We start from the raw sequence: 17,955 nt of genomic DNA, 5'->3' as shown, positions 1-17,955 counted from the left end.
TTTATTTACTAAAATATAAATAAAGGTAAAAAGATGGTAAGTTTTGAGCAGAATTTTTATCCAAAGATTTCTAAAGCAGGAAAAGAGACTTTAAAAAAAAGTTTTGAAGCTTTAAAAGAAGAGAAAGAGTCTAAAAAAGTAGGCTACTATGAGCTTCCTAAAAATGGTTTAAAAACTATAAAAGAGCTCAAAACTTACCAAAAAGAGAATCCTTATTTAAAAAAGGATTCTATAAAAAATATCATTGTAGTTGGAATTGGTGGTTCTAGTTTAGGGACTAAAGCTGTTTATGAGTTTTTGAAATACAAAACCAAAAGCAAAAGAAAACTACACTTTCTTGAAAATGTTGACCCAATAATTATTGGTGAAACTCTACAAAAAATCAAAAAAGAAAATACTCTATTTTTAATCATCTCAAAATCTGGAACTACTATTGAGACAACTTCTATTTTCAAGTATATTATTGAGAAGTACAAGTTTGATTTATCACTAAAAAAAGATGCAAATAGATTTGCTTTTATTACCGATAAAAACTCTTCTTTGTCTAAACTTGCAAATGATTATTCTATAAAGCAATTTAATATTCCTAAAAACGTAGGCGGTAGATTCTCTGTTCTTTCTGCTGTTGGAATTGTACCTTTATCTTTAGTTGGAATTGATGTAAAAGAGCTTTTAGATGGAGCAAAAGGTTTAATAGACTCTTTCTTTGAATTTAAAGAGAAAAAAATATTAAAAAAAGCCTACTTTTATTCTAAACTTGCAAAGAAGTATCCTATCAATGTTTTGTTTTCTTACTCATCTTTATTTACATATTTTAATCAATGGTATGTGCAACTTTGGGGTGAGTCTTTAGGTAAACATGATATGCTAGGAAATAGTGTAGGGCTAACACCTGTACATCTTGTGGGTTCAGTTGACCAACACTCTTTTTTACAGCTTATTTTGCAAGGTCCAAAAGATAAAACTGTAACAGTTATAAAAGTAGAGGACTTTAAAAAAAGAGCCAAAATCCCAGATATTAAACTAAAATACCTAGAAAAAACAGACTACATAAACAATCACTCTTTTAATGAACTGCTAAATGAAGAGTGTAATGCAACCTATGAGACAATCTTAGAAAATGAGATTCCAGCTGATATGATATTTTTAGATAGAATCTCAGCTGAAAATATAGGAATACTTATAGCTTACTATGAACTTCTAACTTCAAGTGTTGGACAAATGCTTATGATAAATGTTTATAACCAACCAGGAGTAGAGTTTGGAAAACAAAAGCTAGTTCAAAAGTTTGAAGAGGAAGCTTAGATTTTCTTCTCTTTGTGAAGTATATATTGAAGTAGCACAGTTACCATACAAGAGATTACAATAAAAAACCAAACTTTAAACCCAAGGTTTACATCACTTAAAACTGATACTAAAATAGCAACTACTGCAGGGTTGATATAAGTATATGACATGATAATTTTTGGGTTTAAAACTGTTGTTGCTTTTTGGTAAAGGTATAGAGTAAATAGTGTTGTCATAACTATTAAGTAAGCAATATTTATAGCAAACTCTCCTTTTACTAAGTGCCAGTTTAAAGGTATGTCAAATATAAGTAAAATAATAGCCATCCAAAATGAACCACCAAGTAAAATAGAAAATACCATTACTATAGGTTTTTCATTCCTTTGAAGTGTCTTTAAAAAGATTGAATAAAATGCCATCAAAAACATACTTGCAAAAAATACTAGGTCACCATTGTTTAAAGAAAAAGATAGAAGTAAATCTAAACTACCTTTAAAAATAACACCACAAGTACTAATAGCAGCTACAAAGAAAATAAGATATTGTCTTAAACTAATTTTGTCTTTAAAGAAAAAGATACTAAGAAGTGCTGTTAATAAAGGCGTTAGGGTGTATAAAGCCCCTGTATTTAAAGCTGTTGTCGTCTCTAGTGCTATAAGTTGCAAGACAAAGAACCCTGCATAAAAAGAGCTTAAGATAGCTCCTCTTCCTAAACTAGGTATTATCATTGCTCTATTTTTTTTACTTACTAAAACAAAAGGAGCTAAGATAATAGCCGACACTAAAAATCTAAGTAAAATAAGTGAAAAAGGGTCGATAAGTCCTGCTAAGTTTTCAACAGCTATAAAAGAGCCACCAATTAAAATGGTGGCTAAAAGTATATAGAAGTGACCTTGTAGAACTGGATTATTCAACTTCGATGGCTTTTTGCACACAAGCTTCTATTGAAGTATCATCTGCAATAAGTGGTTTTATATTTTTTGGAAAGTGTTTTGCAGTTGTCTGTCCAATAGAAATAGCATAAAAAGTATTATCCCATTCAAAGTTTTTGAAAAAGTATTCAATAGTCGAAGGTGAAGAGAAGATTATCTTTGAACCTTTTGGAAAGTTTACTTTTTTATCTATCTTTTTAAAATTGTTTTCATAAATAGACTCTTCATCACAGTTGATACCTTGTTCTTTTAAAATATCAACAAGTCTTGAAACAGTTTTTTCACCTCTTAGGTATAGAACCTTTTTGTCTTTTAAATCTTCTGCTATCTCTTCGGCAAATTTATCACCGTGTTTTTCTTTTCCTACAAACTCTAATCTACCATTTAGGTTTCTAACAAGCTTTGCACTTTGTGGTGAAATCACATATGCAGGAATCTTTTTCCATGATTTGTTAAATGAGTTTATAGACTCAATTGCATTTTTAGAAGTGAAGATTAAGGCATCATACTTTTCTAAGTCTATATCTTTTTTAATAAATTTGATTTCAAATAGAGGGATATTTTTAGCCCACTTTACTTTTTTGTTGCTAAGTACGAAAATGTTTTTTCTACTATTTTTTATATCTTCAGCGATAGAGTTATATGCTCTTTTTATTCTTGACATGATTGAATTTTTCCCGTTTACTATGATAGCTTTATCAGGTAAAACATCAAATTGAATGTGTTTTTTTGATAAATAAAATGTGATTTTTGTAAATTCTCTTTGGGTGTGTTGATTGCAGTATTTATTGTCTGGTTTGATTATATTTGTTTTTGGATCATATTCATAATATATTAAGTCTAATGAATCAATTAGCTTTTTAATTTTCATAATCAATTTTACTCCTACACACTAAATGTAATATATGTTTTTTCAGATTAAGATACTCTTAAACACATGGTATTTTAGTCTAACTTTGAATTTAAATAATCAAAAATAATATTCTGATTTTCAATAAATTGCTCTAACTCTTTTTTCCCAACTATTTTTGTCAGCTGTGATTGTAGTTTTTCTATAAAACTATTTGCTTCTTCTAATAAAGCATTTCCTTTTTTTGTCAAAGAGATGTTTATCTCTTTTTTGTTTTTCTCTTGTACTAGTTTTATGTAGTCTAATTCTTTAAGCTTTTTTATACTTTTGTGGGTAGCTTGTCTTGATTGGTTAAGCTCTTTTGCAAGAGTTGATATTGACTGTTTATCGCTTTTTTGCAAGTATGGAAAGATAAGTAAACTTGACATAGAAATACCTTCATACCCCACTTCTTCTATATGTTTTAGAATAAGTTGATTAAAGACTTTACTTGTTTCAAGTGATAAAAAGCATATTGACATTGTAAACCTAGTTGACAAAATTTATTATTTTTGGTTATTATATCGAAAAAATTTAGGAATTACAAATGAAATATTTATTACAAATCGATTTTCCTCACAATGGACCTTTTGGCAAAGAAATGAGCGAAGCTATGGCTGACCTAGCAAAAGATATTGCTACAGAAGAGGGCTTAGAGTTTAAAATTTGGACTGAAAATGAAGAGACTAAAGAAGCAGGAGGTATTTATGTATTTAATAATCTTGAAGATGCAAATAGATATTTAGATAAACATACAAAAAGACTACAATCTTTTGGATATGATAATATCAACTCAAAAATATTTAATATAAATGAAGAGTTAAGTATGCTTTCAAAGGCTGGGTTTTTGAAATAAAGTATATTTATTTTGATTGAATAATATTATTTGAAATACTAATTGATTGTGAATTATTGCCAGTTGCAGTTGAAATATTTGATTGATTAACTATTTGTTGATTATTAATAACTTGAGAATTACTTATACTTTTATCAGGGAAAATAAATTCTAATATTATTCCTGCAACTACAGCAATAAAAATTCCTATAAAAATATTCTTCAAAGTAACTCCTATATTATTTACTATCTCTTATCTCTTTTATTTTTTTCAAATACAACTCTGTTTCTTTAATATTATCTTCTGTTGCAAGTCCAAGATAAATGAGCTTTAATAACTCTGGCTTAGAAGTTTCCCAATTTTTTAGTGTCTTGGGATCAACATTTATTCTTTCTGCAAGATCTTTTTTTGTCATTTTAAGAAATTCCTATCTAATATCTTGACAAAATAGAAAATATTTACTATAATTATAAAAATAAAAGGAATAATTTCTATTTGTCAATAAAATATATTGATTTATTGGAAAAGATAGTTATTGAAAATTGTCATTTTAATGTATCTGTTTCCATAAAATAATCAACTTATTATCGCAGAAAATGATTAAGATACTACTAAAGGATATAAGTTTTGCTTGAACTTTTAAGTATTACAGTAAATATATTTGTTCTGATAGTTGTTTTAAAACAAACTTTTTCTTTAACCTATAGACTAAATAGCTTTGATAGACAAAAGGAAGAAGTTGTAAAAAAATTAATCAAGGAGTCTAGAGATAATCTTTATCTTACATCAACTATAAGTAGTGGAATTGAAACAAACTTGGAGTATAAAAAACTAAATGAGAAAATATTAGTTAAATCACTAAATGATATAGTGAAAAATAATAGTGAGTTTGAAAAAAAGATAAAAACTTTTGAAAGGAAGTTAGTTAATAAATAATATTATTTAAATTAGAAACTAAATGTCTTTAAAAAACTCATTTATATTTACTTCTAAAACATAAGCAATTTTTGCAAGATGTTCAATATTAAAGTGATAATTTTTGTGACAAATCTCACAACATGAAATAACAGTTACTGATTTGTGTCCAATAGCATGAGCAAGACTTAGTTGAGAAACTTTTTTTTCTTTTCTTATTCTTTTAACATTTTGACCAATTTTGATATATAAATTTTGAATATAATCTTCATCTAAATTTTTTATTTCTTTCATTTTGCCTCTACATAAGAAGTTTTTAAATTATATATTGTTAGGATTTTAGTAGCAACTTTATATATAAAGTTAAATACTTTTAAAAAGGTAAACATATGTTAGAAATCGTAATTATGCTTATAGCCTTAGTTCTTATAGTAGAACTTTTTAGACAATTAAGGTATTTAAGACAAAAAGTTTATGAGATAAGTTCTCATAAAGAAGAGTTGACAAAAAACTTAATAAAAGAATTAAGAAGTGAGCTTTGTATTATTTCTACTATTAGTAGTGGTATAGAAGTAAACATAGAAGATGAGAAGATAAATAAAGATAGCCTAATGAACTCATTAAATGATATGTCAGCTAGTATAAAAAACTTTGAAGATAAAGTAAAATGGTTTGAAAGAAAATTGTTGAGTTAAAGGGATTTTATATTAGTCAATCTATTAAAATTAAGCATATAATTTACGTATTATTATGTGGTTTAAAAAAGTATAGAGCTGATGAAGTACCCCAAATTATATGCTTAAAAAAATAGAGGTGATAAACTATTTGATTAATTGTTTTAAGTAATAACTTTTATAATTTAAAAATATATGTCATAATAAGTTATTAAATTTATAAAATTAAGGAATAACTTGTTATCAAAGAGAACCTTGAGAGTAGAAAATATAAAACTGAATAGATTAATTGAATCTACTGAAGATTTTGAATTTATAGTTAATAATAAAATTCGTTTATATGTAAGTTTAGAGAATGAATTTAAATTAACAATATTAGATAAACTAAAATGTCCATTTACTATATTTTTTGAAGATGAGATAATAATAAATAATATAATTTCATCATCAATTGATTTTGAAATCATTATGGAATCATATTTGAAACCTATAAATGGAAATACCAAAATATTTAGTATGGATTATAATGAGTTTAATTAATAAAAAGAAGTTATTAAATGGGTTTTAAAGCTATAAAAGAAAATCAGGAATATCTTAGTTTTCAAATTGATTCATCACAATGGAATAATCTTAAAAAAGATAAACAATTTAAATCTGATTTATATATGTCTTGTTGCAATGCTAAAGCAATAATGAAAAATAGTAGTTTAGGATTACAATATTTTGCTCACCATCGAAAAGGTGATTGTATTCATGCTGGGGAAAGTATGAAACATATGATACTTAAAAAGGAATTGTATGAAATATTACTTGACAATAATTATAAAGTAGAAATAGAAAAACAATTATCATTTGATGAATATACAATTAGACCTGATGTCTACTTACAAATGGATGATATTAATATTGCATTTGAAATACAAGTAACTTCTCAAAGTTTAGAACAAATGCTTTATAGATCAAAAAAATATAATGATAATGGTATTTATGTAATTTGGTTAAATCTATTTAATAATAGAACATATACTTATACTCATTTTAATTACGAAAATCCTCTAATAAAGATGTATAGTGTAGATGAAAAACTTCTAAATGATATATATGAGTTTAGAATTAATAATTCAGATTTATTTAGTTTTATACTTAAAAATTTAAAGTTATCTATAGATCAAGATATTGATATAGAAAATAATAAAGACTTATTTTTATATGACAAAGATGATTTATATTATTATGTAGATAAAAGTGCAGTTATTAATGATTTTAAGATGATTTTAAATCAAAACTGGTGTGGATATTCTAATACCATTGAAAGAAGAGAAAGTGATTATATTCAAATAATAAAAGGAAATTATTTAAAAGGATTTATACTAAAAAATTTTAGCTTTAAATATTGTATAGAAAAAAGTCCTAAAGAACTTAATATTGAAGATATGAGTGAAATAACTAGTGTAGAAAAGTTTAAATCTATAATTAAAAATATAGCTATAGATGAAGGTTGGGAAGCTAGTATTAATAAAAACCATACAAAAGAAATACAAAGTCATGTATATTTAACAAAAAACTCTGTAAAACTGCTTATAATGATCGATGATATGAAAAACTATGAAGCTATTTATAAATATTGTAATAAATTAGGTATTGAGTATATACTTCTATCCAATGAATTAGGATATAGTAGTTCTTTTAATCCTTTTTATCAAATTTATAGATGTAGTGATTCTTTTAAATATATAGATGGTATGAAAACTAATAGATTAATTTTTTTAGATTGGCTTATAACTAATTTACGACTTAGTTTAAAAGATTATCCAATGAGTTTAATAGATGAAATATCAATTGATGATTATGTAAGTGTTGAAAATCATACTCATTTTATAATGGCAAAAGAAAAAATTAAAGCTACAAAAAACCCTAGATGGCATATTCAAAATATTGAAGGTTATCCTGTTATATCTAAAGCTAAATATAATGAACTAATAATAAAAGGAGAATATTTATATGGGTTTAAAAGATATGAGTTAAATGAAGTATTAATATAGTTCTAAATTTGAAGTTAAACTTACGTTGATTTATAAAAATAACTAGTTATTAAAATCTATTTAATTAAAGTCACTTGCCTTTTCAATTAAAAGATATAAGATCTGTTTAATAAAAACAATATTGTAGTTAAATTATGGCAAAATACCATATAATCTTAATATTTACTAAAAGAAAAGTGAACATCTATCTAATATCAATAACAAAGAATCATAAATTAAAACTTAAATTTAAAAATTTAATATTTCAAAATGCAATATATTTTGTATTTATAAAAAATTTATTGATATTATACGGATGTATTAAAGGAGAGAGTTATGATTACACAAATATCTCAAAAAGGTAATTAGTGAAGAGAATAGGAAATTCTATTTTAAATAAAGCCAAATATAGTAATAATACGGATGAATGGTATACAGATTATAAAACAATAGAAAAAGAAGTTATTCATTATAAATCTCAGTTAAATGGGAAAAAAATATTATGTAATTGTGATGATCCTTATGAGTCAGCTTTTGCAAAATATTTTATAAAAAATTTTAACAACTTGAAATTAAAAAAATTAGTATGCATTTCTTATTCAAAGTCTGTTATGCATACAAGTGAAGATGACAAAGGATTAATCTTAGTTGTTGAAAATATACCAAATAAATTAGATAATACTTTAAATGATGAAGATATTTGGAAATATTTACAAGAAAGCTTCACAAATCTCAGTAAGCTTTTTTTAAAACAAATACTACTAACTAGTAATAATTAAATGAAAAGGAAAAAAATGACAAAATTAATTAAATTAGGATTAGCTTCAATTTTAGCTTCAGGTGCATTATTTGCAGGAACTTATAATGTAGACACTTCTCACTCAGGTGTAAATTTTAAAGTAAAACACTTAATGATTTCTAATGTTTCTGGTAAGTTTGACAAGTTCTCTGGGACATTTAAATATGATGAAGAAACTAACACGTTAAAAGCACTATCTGGAAAAGTAGAAGTTAATTCAATTAATACAGAAAATGAAAAAAGAGATGGACACTTAAAATCGGCAGACTTTTTTGATGCAGCTAACCACCCAACATTAACTTTTGAATTAGATAAAGTAAAAGGTGACACAGCATATGGAGTATTAACTATGAGAGGTGTTTCTAAAAAAGTTGAATTAGATTATGAAAATAACGGAACAGTTACAGACCCTTGGGGAAATAAAAGAGCTGGAATTGAGTTAAATGGTAAAGTTAATAGAAAAGACTTCGGGCTTAACTGGAATAAAGCATTAGAAGCTGGTGGTGTTGTAGTTGGTGAAAAAGTAAAATTAAATATTGTACTTCAAGGTATTTTAGCAAAATAATTAAATCAATAGAGTATGAATTATATTTAGCTTCCCCTTTAATTAGATAATTCATACTCTTAAAGTTATTAGAAATCACAAATGAAATAAAGTTATTTCCTTTGTGATTTTTAAAACTAAATATAAAGGATACAAGATGTTAAAAAAATTAGACGCAAAAAATATGTTCCTATCAAACTTAGGATGGTTAAAAAGTAGATTTCATTTTAGTTTTGCTGAATACAGAAACTTCAATAATATGAACTTTGGTGTATTAAGAGTACTAAATGATGATTTAGTAGATGCTCGAGAAGGATTTGGAACTCATCCCCATAAGAATATGGAGATTATTTCTTATGTTGTTAATGGTGAATTAACACATCAAGACTCAATGGGAAATAAAGAGACATTGACAAGAGGTGAAGTTCAATATATGAGTGCAGGTACAGGGATTACTCACTCCGAGATGAATGAAGCAGATGAAAAATTAAGGTTTTTACAAATTTGGATAATCCCACCAAAAGAAAATACAAAACCAATTTATGGTTCTCATAGATTTAAAGAAGAAGAAAGAACAAATAAGCTTTTAAATATTGTTTCTTCTCAAAGTGGTGATGCAGTAATTAAAGTTCATCAAGATATTAAAATCTTTGTATCACAATTAGATTCTAATAAAGAGATTAATGTGAATATTCCAAAAGATAGACAAATTTATTTTATACAAATTGAGGGTAGTTCTAGTATCAATGGAGTTGAGTTGAATGAAGCAGATGCAATAGAGATAACGGAAGAATCAAAATTTAATGTTAAAGCTTTATGTCAATCTCACTTTTTATTTATAGAAATGCCAATAGAAAAAGAACGTTAAATGAAAAGTGTTTTAATTATATTTTTATTCATAATTACTTTAGAAGCATCAGAGAAACCATATCAAATTAAACTAATTGATTCTTTGGATAGACCTGATGATGGATATTGTTTAGATATATTAGGTTCAGGCAAACATATGCGTCCAGATATGCCTTTAATGGGACATAATTGTAAGCCAGGACTATATGCCGACGAAGCATTTATTTTTAGAAAAGATGGTACAATTTATTCTCCTGTATTAAACCTTTGTGCAACTATTGCAGGAGTAAATAGTTATGTATTAGACTATACCTCTTTAGTTTTAAAAGAATGTAATGAAGACACTCCTTTTGTTAATGCAAAATTTATGCAAGCTTTTGAATATACAAAACTAAAAAAGATAAAACATAAAAACTCTAACAAGTGTCTTGAAATGGGAGAAGAATCATCACGAACTTTTTCTCCTGTACATTCATGGAGAACATTATATATGAGAGAATGTTCAAAAACTAATACAAAAAGGTCTACGTGGTATTTTAATATCACTTTTTAGATAGAAGTATTTATAAAATTATTTAAAAGGAAAAGAATGAAATTAGTATTGCTATCAGGTAGCTTTCATAAAAATAGTAGAAGTATTTACATACTAAAAGAGATTAAGCGTTTTTATCCAGAGTTTGAAATGATAATTCCAAAACTAGATGAACTACCTTTTTATTCAGAAGATTTAGATAAGCAAAGACCTGAGATTGTTTTAGAACTTTTTTCACTTGTTGAAAATGTAGATGGTATTATTGTGTGTAGTCCTGAATATAATCATAGTATTCCAGCAGTTCTAAAAAATGCTATTGATTGGATATCAAGACCTGCATTTAATTCTGTATTAAAAGATAAGCCAGTAACTATTATTACTCAAGGACAAAGCCCTGTTGGAGGGGCAAGAGCACAGGCTCATTTAAAATTAGTTTTTGACTCTACACTTTCTAATATTCATATGACTCATGAAATGATGATTTCAGGAGTTGATAATGTATTAGATATGGATGGTAAAATTACTGATGAGAAAGTTGTTAAGAGATTAAAACGTCATATTGATAACTTTATAATGAAAATCAAAGAATAAAGTATTATATATTTTATTAAAAGGTTTAGTTAAATAAGAAACTAATTATAATGGGGAGTTGATAGTCAACTCTCCTCCATGGTTGAAATAGGGTTAATAGCTTTTCAAAAATAGTTACTGTTTAAAAGAACGTCATTATAACTTATATTTTACTAATAAAGTTAATTTTATACTTATCTACCCATGTTAACATACTAAAAATAATAGGTTTTAATTTTTTCCCAACTGGTGTAACTGAATAAACTACTTTTGGTGGTACTTCTGGAAAATATCTTTTTTCTACAAGACCTTTTTTTTCTAATTCTTTAAGTTTTACAATAAGTGTTTTTTGAGTTATATTGTTAATTCCTTTATTTAAATCTTTAAGTCTTCTTTCTTTATTTAAAAGAGAGCAAATAATTTTAATTTTCCATTTATCATTAAAAATGTTTTGTATAATATTTATTTGTTCTTTTTTAGTTTCTAAGTTCACAATTATTTCTCAAATAGTAAATCAGTTCTAATGATATATTTTATTCCTGATAAAATTTTTTCAGAGCTATGTAAACAATGTAAGTAATGAAGTCCATGAGGAAAGCATAAAACTCCTCCCTTTGGTGTTCTTATATCTATAGTTTTTCCATTATGAACAGTTTTTGCAGGAAGTTGTGGATTATCTTTATCTATTAAAAATTGTGTAGCTCCACCTTCAAAATCTTCACTTAATAAAACTAAAAAGGTCATCTGAGAAAATCTGTCAGGGTATGCATCCATTATTAGTTTATTATTAATTACTGCACTTCCTGGCCAAGCTCCATCTATATGTAGCTTAAAAAAATCACCTTTTCCATATTTATAAAACCTAAATCTTTTATTTATCCCTAAAGCTTTTTTACCTTCAAAAATATTATCTTTATCGAAAATAAAATTTTTTACTCTATCCCAAATAATATTATGAGTTTTATCATCTATTACCCATACTAGGTTATTATTATGTCTTACATCTCTGGGAAGAGAAACAGCTGCGTCTTCTGTATAGTTTAGATTTTCTGTTTCTTTTATCAAAGAATCACACTCTTCATTACTTAAAACATTTAGAAGTTGAAATCCTCCTGGAAGTTCATCAATATCAACTCTTTGAATCTTTTGAAGATGATTTTCATTCAGTTCTATAGGGTTATCTATGCTACTCGCCCAGGTTGGAAGATCATTTCTTATACTTCCCGGTTCTTTTGCTACTACAAAAAATTTATTCATCTATTTCTCCTCGTTACTACTTTTGGCTGGGTAAATTGCCTATGACCATCAGCAGATCCATGATATCCAAAACCACTTTGTTTAGCTCCAACCCATGGTGTATCTCCAATAGAACCATTTCCTTGATTTATTCCAAGCATCCCTGCATCAAGTTCTGTTGCAACTATATCTACATCCTTTCTTCCAAATATAGAAGCCCCAAGAGCATAGTCACTTGAGTTTGCTCTTTTTATTACTTCATTAATTGTTTCAAATGAACTAATTGCTACAACAGGACCAAATGTTTCCTCTTTAAAAACTAACATATCATCTTTAACATTACTGAGGACTGTAGGTTCTATAAAACTATCATTTCTATTTATATCCCCTAAGTGATGAGTAGCTCCTTTTTCAATTGCATCTTTTATATGTTTTCTTATAATGGTTCTTTGATTTTCATTTATAATAGGTCCTATATCTGTATCAGGGTGATTCCATGAACCAACTTGATAATTTTTTGCATAGGTTATAACTCTTTGTATAAATTGTTCTTCAATCTCTTTTGATACGTATATTCTTTCACTTGATGTACACATTTGTCCAGCATTTTCAAACGAACTTGCAACTGCAAATCTTGCAGCTCTATCAATATTCGCATCATTAAGTACTATTAAAGGGTCTTTTCCTCCAAGTTCTAAAATAAGTCTTTTTAATCCATCCGAAGCATTTTTCATAATATTTTTACCAACATCTTTTGAGCCTGTAAAAGTTATAAGATTTACATTAGATTTTACTAAGGCTTTTCCTTGATCTTCTGCTCCAAATACTACTTGAAGTACATCTTTAGGTAAAACACTTTGAAAAATTTCTACATATTCTTTTGCAATAAGTGGTGTTTCTTCAGATGGTTTATAAACAACACTATTCCCTGCAACTAATGCTGGAATAATAACCCAGTGTGCCATAGCCATTGGATAATTCCATGGAGAAATAACAGCACAAACTCCTAATGCATTATATTGAAGTTCAGTTTTTACACCATGTCTATCAAATACTTGTGTTTTTATGGCATTTTTTACTTCATTTGCTTTGTATATAATATCATTAGCACAACCAATAACTTCTCCAGTTGCACGATTAAAATCTTTTCCCATTTCTTGACTTAAAAGTTTTGCAAGTTCCTGACTTCTTCTATTTAAAACTTCTCCTGCTTTTTGTAAATAACTTATTCTTTCATCAACACTTAACTTTGCCCATTTAGTCTGAGCTTGTTTAGATTTTTCTACTATCTTATCTATTTCATTTGTATTTGTAATATCAACACTTCCTAAAAGTTCAAATGTTTCAGGATTGTATGAGTTTAGTTTATTTTCCATTGTAGCCCCTCAGTTATTTACTCTTTTTAATTCATTTATAATATCCGAACCAAAAGCTCTTTGCGTATAGTCTCTTTTTGCATGTTTGTAGATAATCCTTCCATCTGTATCAACAATTAATGTTGCTGGAACATTCAATTCACTTGTATCCCAATATCCTTCAACTCTTTCTTTTATACCTAATGTTTCGTATATTTTAGTAATCTCATCAGTTGCAAAGTATGTCATATTGAGTTTTTTACCAAAGCTGTTGGTAGTATCGGATATAAGTGTTACATGTTCTGAACTAAATGTTGATTCTTCTGGTTCTTCTCTTGAAACTACTGCGATATTACAACCTAATGATTTAAAGTATTCACCCATACCATCTAACATTTCCATATATCCTCTACAATAGGGACACCATGAAGCTCTCATAAATATTAGAAGTAAAGGTTTATCTTTATACATTAAATTAATATTAATACTATCACCATTAAAGGTTTCTACTGTATGCTTTGGTAATAGTTCACCAATAGGTGTAATTTTTCGTTCTATTTTTTCATTTAGAATATCAACTGCTTTTAGTTTTAAATACTCTTTCTTTGTAATCATCAAGTGCCTTTATATGATTTTATTACATTATACTATTATAGGGAGTGCTTTTAAATACATAAAATTACAAAAATATTGCCTAATTACAACATTTATTTACAATAAGAAAAAAAAATAAAATAAAGACAATAATTTATAAACTATTGTCTTTATACATTTAGAAAGATTTAGAGTTTACATCCTCAACAACATTTTTTGCTAAGATCTTAGTATTAATTGCAATATCTTTAGAGGTAGAAGCAATAGATGCATTTTGTTGTGTTTGTCTATCTAAAAGAGTAACAGCGTTATTAATTTGTTCAATTCCATATTGTTGCTCTTTACTTCCTTCTTTAACATCTGAAATTAAATCTATTGTTTTAGAAATTTTTTCATTTAATGACTCATATCCTTTGATCATTTTATCTGAGATATCTTTTCCATTATTTGCTTTTTCTGTTGCTGATTCAACTAATAATTTAATTTCTTTTGCTGCGTCTGCACTTCTATTTGCAAGATTTCGTACTTCTTGTGCTACAACAGCAAAACCTTTTCCTGCTTCACCTGCTGTTGCTGCTTCTACTGCTGCATTTAGAGATAGAATATTTGTTTGGAAAGCAATTTGGTCAATTACTGTAATTGCATCATTAATTGCACTTACTTTCCCATTAATTTCTTCCATTGAATTTGTAGTTTTATTTGCTAAACTATGTCCAATTTTAACAGATTCCGTAACATCAGTTGCATAGTCAGCCATCTTAAGAACATTTTGAGTATTACTTGAGATATTAGCTGTAATTTCTTCTAAAGATGCTGATGTCTCTTCTAGCGATACTGCCGCTTCATTTGATGAACTGCTTAGTTTATTAACATTTAGCAATAATTCATTAGAGCTATTAAGTAGAGTCTCACCATTTTGTTTGTTATTAGAAAGCATCTCGATAATAGAATTACCTAAAGAATTAACACCATTTGCTAATAATAAAAAGTGTTTTTGATAGTTAGTTGTATCAACATGATTTGTATATTTATAATCAGAATATTCAGAGAGAATATTAAGAATTTTGTTTATATTATTTTCCATGTTATTGGCCATATTATTAAGTAGATTAATTAATTTATTTAAAGACGAATTTGTACTTTTTATACTTACTCTTTGTCCTAAGTCCCCATATTGAAATAATTCTAATACACTTATGATGTTCTTTATTACATTTTCTTCTTCTTCTAAAAATATTTTAGTTTTTATGATATTATCATTAACTATTGTTGACATACATCCTATTTCATCTTTACTATTAATACTTAAATACTTTATTTTAGACTCTTCTTTATTAAGGAACTTAAAGAAATGAATAAGATCTTCTTGAAAGTTTAAAATAGGTTTTACAATATAATGAGAAGAAAATAAAGAAATTATAATAAAAAAAATGATTGCAAAAATTAGAGTAGATATTATTATAGAATAAATAATACTATTAATTTTATTATCAACTCTGTTTTTCATTGAGATAATCGTATCTTCAATATCTTGTGTATGAATTACTGTTCCTATATTCCAATTCCATGGAGCAAAGTGCATAACGTAAGTGACTTTCTCAACTATAATTGTTTTATTTTTATTTTTTTCATCAGGTATTTCCCAATCAAAACGTAATGTTGCTCCTTTAGGATTACTTTTTGCATTTTGTATCACATTTTTAAAAACCTGATTACCATGTGGATCTCTAAGATTAAAAAGACTTTTACCTAATAACTCTTTTATTGTTGCATGCATTAAAAAAACATCATTTCTATCTGTTACCCAAAAAAAACCATGTTTTCCATATTGAATTTTTGAAATTGTTTTCAATGCTTTTTGTTTTATTTTTTCTATTTCATGTTCATCTTTATTTAATGTATTATGATGAAAGACTTTTAATGTCTCTTTTACCATAGATACATAGTTTTGTAATTCTTTTTCCTTCTTAATATATGCATCTTTTCTATAAAGTGAAATATTATTCTCTGTCAACGTTTTAATATTCCAAATAGCTTCAGTAGCAATAACTATAGCAGTCAAAATAATAGTTACAAAAACAATAGTTAGAATTTTCCATTTAAAATTAATATTTTTCACATAAAGTCCTTTAATTTTTATTTTTATCCCAATAGTTTTTTATCTCAACTAATTCATCTTTTATATTTATAAATACATCTACTAAATTAGGATCAAAGTGCAACCCTGAATTACTCTTTATTTCAATAATTGCATCCTCTATACTCCAAGCTTCTTTATATGGTCTCTTCATTGTTAAAGCATCAAATACATCACATATTGAGACAATTCTTGCAGCTAAAGGAATTTCTTCACCCTTTAATTGTTTAGGATATCCTGACCCATCATATCTTTCATGATGATGTAAAGCAATAGATGCTGCAAGTTTAAAAAGTGTTGTATCACTTTGTTTTAAAATGTCATAGCCTAACTGACAATGTGTTTGCATTATCTTCCACTCTTCTTCATTTAATTTTGCTGGTTTTTTTAGAATCTTATCTGGAATTCCTATTTTTCCACTATCATGCATTGGAGCAGCTAGTCTTATAAGTTCTACTTCTTTTTCAGGTAATCCAATTTTACTTGCTAAAAGTGCTGAATAATCAGCCATTCTCCATATATGAACACCCGTGTCATTATCATTAAAATGTCCTGCTTCTCCAAGCATAAATATTGCATCTTTCTGACTTTGCATTAACTCACTTGTTCTTTCACAAATTAATAATTCAAGTTCATTTTCACTTCTTGATGCTGTTTTAACAAAGAAATTTACCAATATAATGATTACTGTGACTGTTCCAATTATTCCAAAAAGATATAATGATTCATAGACATTTGGTGGCAGTGTATAAAGGTGTTCTTCTTTAAATACTAAATAAATGCTAATAAAAATAAAAAAGACAAAAGTACTAATTGAAAGTTGTGTAATACGTTTCCAATTATGGTTAAAAAAAACTAAAATAGATAAACAAATAAGATAATATTGAAAACCACTTTCCCACCCAATATAATATATTGTAAAAACTTGATGTATTACAAACTCTATGGAAATAATAGTAAATGCGATGTTTAAATATCCTTTTCTATTTAAAAAATATGCACATATAAAAATTGGAATACTAAATATAATATTAACTAACACCATTTCAATAATTTGAAGATAATTAAAAATAAACACTAATATAATATGTATTACTATGGCAAAGATATATGCAATTTGTGTAGTTTTAAAAAACTTTTCATCTACTTTTTTTATATGTTTAGTTATTCCAATTTCCAACAATGCATCACCTCTTTTTATGAAATCTTTAATTGAGTTTTAGAAGTTTTAAATCTTCTTTTGTATCAATATCAATGGCATATTTGTCTTCTAATGGAATAATCGTATGATTATTTTCCATTATAATAATTTTTGCTCCAGTATCTCCATTTAATTTTTTTAATTGATTAAAATATTTTTTTGGGAAAATAACTGGTACGGCATGTTTTTGATTATATAAGGAACAAATAATCTTATTTTCTTTTTGAGATAAGTTCACAATTTTCTTCATATGATTAACAGGAATAAATGGTTGATCACAGAGCATTATTAAAACATTATCATATTCTTCAATTCTAGAAATTCCAGTTCTAATAGAACTCGATAAACCTTCTCTAAAATCTTTGTTGAATATAGTTTTAACACTAAGATTTTTTATTTTCTCTTTACAAATTTCTGAGTTTGAACCAAGTACTACAAAAACATCATCTGAAACTTCAAGAGCCTTTTGGCAAGCATGTTCTAGTAAAGTTTTTCTTTTATATCTTACCAATTGTTTTGATTCACCTAATCTACTAGATGTTCCTGCTGCTAAAATTAGTACTGCTAGTTTTTTATTAATCATA

Annotated in this window: 24 protein-coding genes; 11 read left to right on the top strand and 13 right to left on the bottom strand. The window is 26.5% G+C overall.

All coding sequences use genetic code 11. The features are described from left to right. Window positions 1-33 precede the first annotated feature (33 nt). Complete coding sequence (locus CRV02_RS12405) at window positions 34-1,305, top strand: glucose-6-phosphate isomerase (protein ID WP_129090583.1); 1,272 nt, start codon at window positions 34-36, stop codon at window positions 1,303-1,305. On the opposite strand, the gene CRV02_RS12400 is transcribed toward CRV02_RS12405, so the two are convergent. From CRV02_RS12400 to CRV02_RS12390, 3 genes are all read right to left on the bottom strand, one after another. Beyond that, entirely contained in the window at window positions 1,302-2,201 is a 900-nt protein-coding gene (locus tag CRV02_RS12400) for a DMT family transporter (protein ID WP_258239305.1), read from the bottom strand. The genes CRV02_RS12405 and CRV02_RS12400 overlap by 4 nt on opposite strands. Further along, window positions 2,194-3,090 (bottom strand): uroporphyrinogen-III synthase, encoded by an 897-nt coding sequence (locus CRV02_RS12395; RefSeq protein ID WP_258239304.1) that lies wholly within the window; start codon window positions 3,088-3,090, stop codon window positions 2,194-2,196. Before CRV02_RS12395 ends, CRV02_RS12400 begins: the two co-directional genes overlap by 8 nt. A 74-nt stretch (window positions 3,091-3,164) precedes the next feature. Further along, window positions 3,165-3,590, bottom strand: a complete 426-nt coding sequence (locus CRV02_RS12390) for a MarR family winged helix-turn-helix transcriptional regulator (protein WP_129090582.1) — start codon at window positions 3,588-3,590, stop codon at window positions 3,165-3,167. 65 nt (window positions 3,591-3,655) lie between these two features. Between CRV02_RS12390 and CRV02_RS12385 the strand changes: the two genes are divergently transcribed. Then, window positions 3,656-3,964, top strand: coding sequence for a monooxygenase (locus tag CRV02_RS12385; RefSeq protein WP_129090581.1), 309 nt, complete (start codon window positions 3,656-3,658; stop codon window positions 3,962-3,964). Between the two features lie 7 nt (window positions 3,965-3,971). On the opposite strand, the gene CRV02_RS12380 is transcribed toward CRV02_RS12385, so the two are convergent. Together CRV02_RS12380 and CRV02_RS14860 are read right to left on the bottom strand one after the other, a co-directional pair. Next, entirely contained in the window at window positions 3,972-4,169 is a 198-nt protein-coding gene (locus CRV02_RS12380) for a hypothetical protein (RefSeq protein WP_129090580.1), read from the bottom strand. A 13-nt stretch (window positions 4,170-4,182) separates the two neighbouring features. Beyond that, window positions 4,183-4,359, bottom strand: a complete 177-nt coding sequence (locus tag CRV02_RS14860) for a hypothetical protein (RefSeq protein WP_164969000.1) — start codon at window positions 4,357-4,359, stop codon at window positions 4,183-4,185. Between the two features lie 212 nt (window positions 4,360-4,571). On the opposite strand from CRV02_RS14860, the gene CRV02_RS12375 reads away from it, so the two are divergent. After that, complete coding sequence (locus CRV02_RS12375) at window positions 4,572-4,880, top strand: hypothetical protein (RefSeq protein WP_129090579.1); 309 nt, start codon at window positions 4,572-4,574, stop codon at window positions 4,878-4,880. An 18-nt stretch (window positions 4,881-4,898) separates the two neighbouring features. Here CRV02_RS12375 and CRV02_RS12370 read toward each other — a convergent pair whose 3' ends face one another. Next, complete coding sequence (locus CRV02_RS12370; protein WP_129090578.1) at window positions 4,899-5,153, bottom strand: helix-turn-helix domain-containing protein; 255 nt, start codon at window positions 5,151-5,153, stop codon at window positions 4,899-4,901. Between the two features lie 95 nt (window positions 5,154-5,248). On the opposite strand from CRV02_RS12370, the gene CRV02_RS12365 reads away from it, so the two are divergent. The 8 genes from CRV02_RS12365 (at window position 5,249) to CRV02_RS12330 (ending at window position 10,869) form a co-directional block, all read left to right on the top strand. After that, on the top strand, window positions 5,249-5,554 hold the full coding sequence (locus tag CRV02_RS12365; protein ID WP_129090577.1) for a hypothetical protein: 306 nt from the start codon (window positions 5,249-5,251) through the stop codon (window positions 5,552-5,554). Between the two features lie 234 nt (window positions 5,555-5,788). Then, complete coding sequence (locus CRV02_RS12360) at window positions 5,789-6,073, top strand: hypothetical protein (RefSeq protein ID WP_129090576.1); 285 nt, start codon at window positions 5,789-5,791, stop codon at window positions 6,071-6,073. 17 nt (window positions 6,074-6,090) lie between these two features. Continuing rightward, window positions 6,091-7,575: a competence protein CoiA gene (locus CRV02_RS12355; protein WP_129090575.1), complete on the top strand. Its 1,485-nt coding sequence runs from the start codon at window positions 6,091-6,093 to the stop codon at window positions 7,573-7,575. Window positions 7,576-7,922: 347 nt separating this feature from the next. Further along, window positions 7,923-8,333 carry an adenine-specific methyltransferase EcoRI family protein gene (locus CRV02_RS12350; RefSeq protein ID WP_258239303.1) on the top strand — a complete coding sequence of 137 codons (411 nt, stop codon included), beginning with the start codon at window positions 7,923-7,925 and terminating at the stop codon, window positions 8,331-8,333. A gap of 15 nt (window positions 8,334-8,348) precedes the next feature. Next, window positions 8,349-8,918, top strand: coding sequence for a YceI family protein (locus CRV02_RS12345; RefSeq protein WP_129090574.1), 570 nt, complete (start codon window positions 8,349-8,351; stop codon window positions 8,916-8,918). 136 nt (window positions 8,919-9,054) lie between these two features. Beyond that, window positions 9,055-9,765, top strand: coding sequence for a pirin family protein (locus tag CRV02_RS12340; RefSeq protein WP_129090573.1), 711 nt, complete (start codon window positions 9,055-9,057; stop codon window positions 9,763-9,765). Then, window positions 9,766-10,299: a ricin-type beta-trefoil lectin domain protein gene (locus CRV02_RS12335; RefSeq protein ID WP_129090572.1), complete on the top strand. Its 534-nt coding sequence runs from the start codon at window positions 9,766-9,768 to the stop codon at window positions 10,297-10,299. It abuts the gene before it with no gap. Window positions 10,300-10,335: 36 nt separating this feature from the next. After that, on the top strand, window positions 10,336-10,869 hold the full coding sequence (locus CRV02_RS12330; RefSeq protein WP_129090571.1) for an NADPH-dependent FMN reductase: 534 nt from the start codon (window positions 10,336-10,338) through the stop codon (window positions 10,867-10,869). Between the two features lie 142 nt (window positions 10,870-11,011). Here CRV02_RS12330 and CRV02_RS12325 read toward each other — a convergent pair whose 3' ends face one another. The 7 genes from CRV02_RS12325 to CRV02_RS12295 all read right to left on the bottom strand — a co-directional run bounded on the left by CRV02_RS12325 (window position 11,012) and on the right by CRV02_RS12295 (window position 17,954). Beyond that, the gene (locus CRV02_RS12325) at window positions 11,012-11,341 is read right to left on the bottom strand and encodes a helix-turn-helix domain-containing protein (protein WP_258239302.1); all 330 of its coding nucleotides are present in this window, start codon (window positions 11,339-11,341) and stop codon (window positions 11,012-11,014) included. 2 nt (window positions 11,342-11,343) lie between these two features. Beyond that, window positions 11,344-12,105: an oxidoreductase gene (locus tag CRV02_RS12320; RefSeq protein WP_129090569.1), complete on the bottom strand. Its 762-nt coding sequence runs from the start codon at window positions 12,103-12,105 to the stop codon at window positions 11,344-11,346. Continuing rightward, complete coding sequence (locus tag CRV02_RS12315) at window positions 12,102-13,460, bottom strand: aldehyde dehydrogenase (protein WP_129090568.1); 1,359 nt, start codon at window positions 13,458-13,460, stop codon at window positions 12,102-12,104. The genes CRV02_RS12320 and CRV02_RS12315 overlap by 4 nt, the downstream gene beginning before the upstream one ends. A 9-nt stretch (window positions 13,461-13,469) precedes the next feature. Then, a complete protein-coding gene (locus tag CRV02_RS12310; protein WP_129090567.1) occupies window positions 13,470-14,054 on the bottom strand; it encodes a redoxin domain-containing protein in 585 nt (194 codons plus the stop codon). Between the two features lie 157 nt (window positions 14,055-14,211). Continuing rightward, on the bottom strand, window positions 14,212-16,152 hold the full coding sequence (locus tag CRV02_RS12305) for a methyl-accepting chemotaxis protein (protein WP_129090566.1): 1,941 nt from the start codon (window positions 16,150-16,152) through the stop codon (window positions 14,212-14,214). Window positions 16,153-16,162: 10 nt separating this feature from the next. Next, the gene (locus CRV02_RS12300) at window positions 16,163-17,353 is read right to left on the bottom strand and encodes an HD-GYP domain-containing protein (protein WP_258239301.1); all 1,191 of its coding nucleotides are present in this window, start codon (window positions 17,351-17,353) and stop codon (window positions 16,163-16,165) included. A gap of 25 nt (window positions 17,354-17,378) precedes the next feature. After that, window positions 17,379-17,954, bottom strand: a complete 576-nt coding sequence (locus tag CRV02_RS12295; protein ID WP_129090565.1) for a nucleotidyltransferase family protein — start codon at window positions 17,952-17,954, stop codon at window positions 17,379-17,381. Between the last annotated feature and the right edge of the window lies 1 nt (window position 17,955).

The organism is Arcobacter sp. CECT 8989, from assembly GCF_004116715.1.
Classification (GTDB): Bacteria; Campylobacterota; Campylobacteria; order Campylobacterales; family Arcobacteraceae; genus Halarcobacter.
The sequence above is the reverse complement of the archived record's forward strand: the minus strand, read 5'-3'. Positions and strand labels throughout refer to the sequence as shown.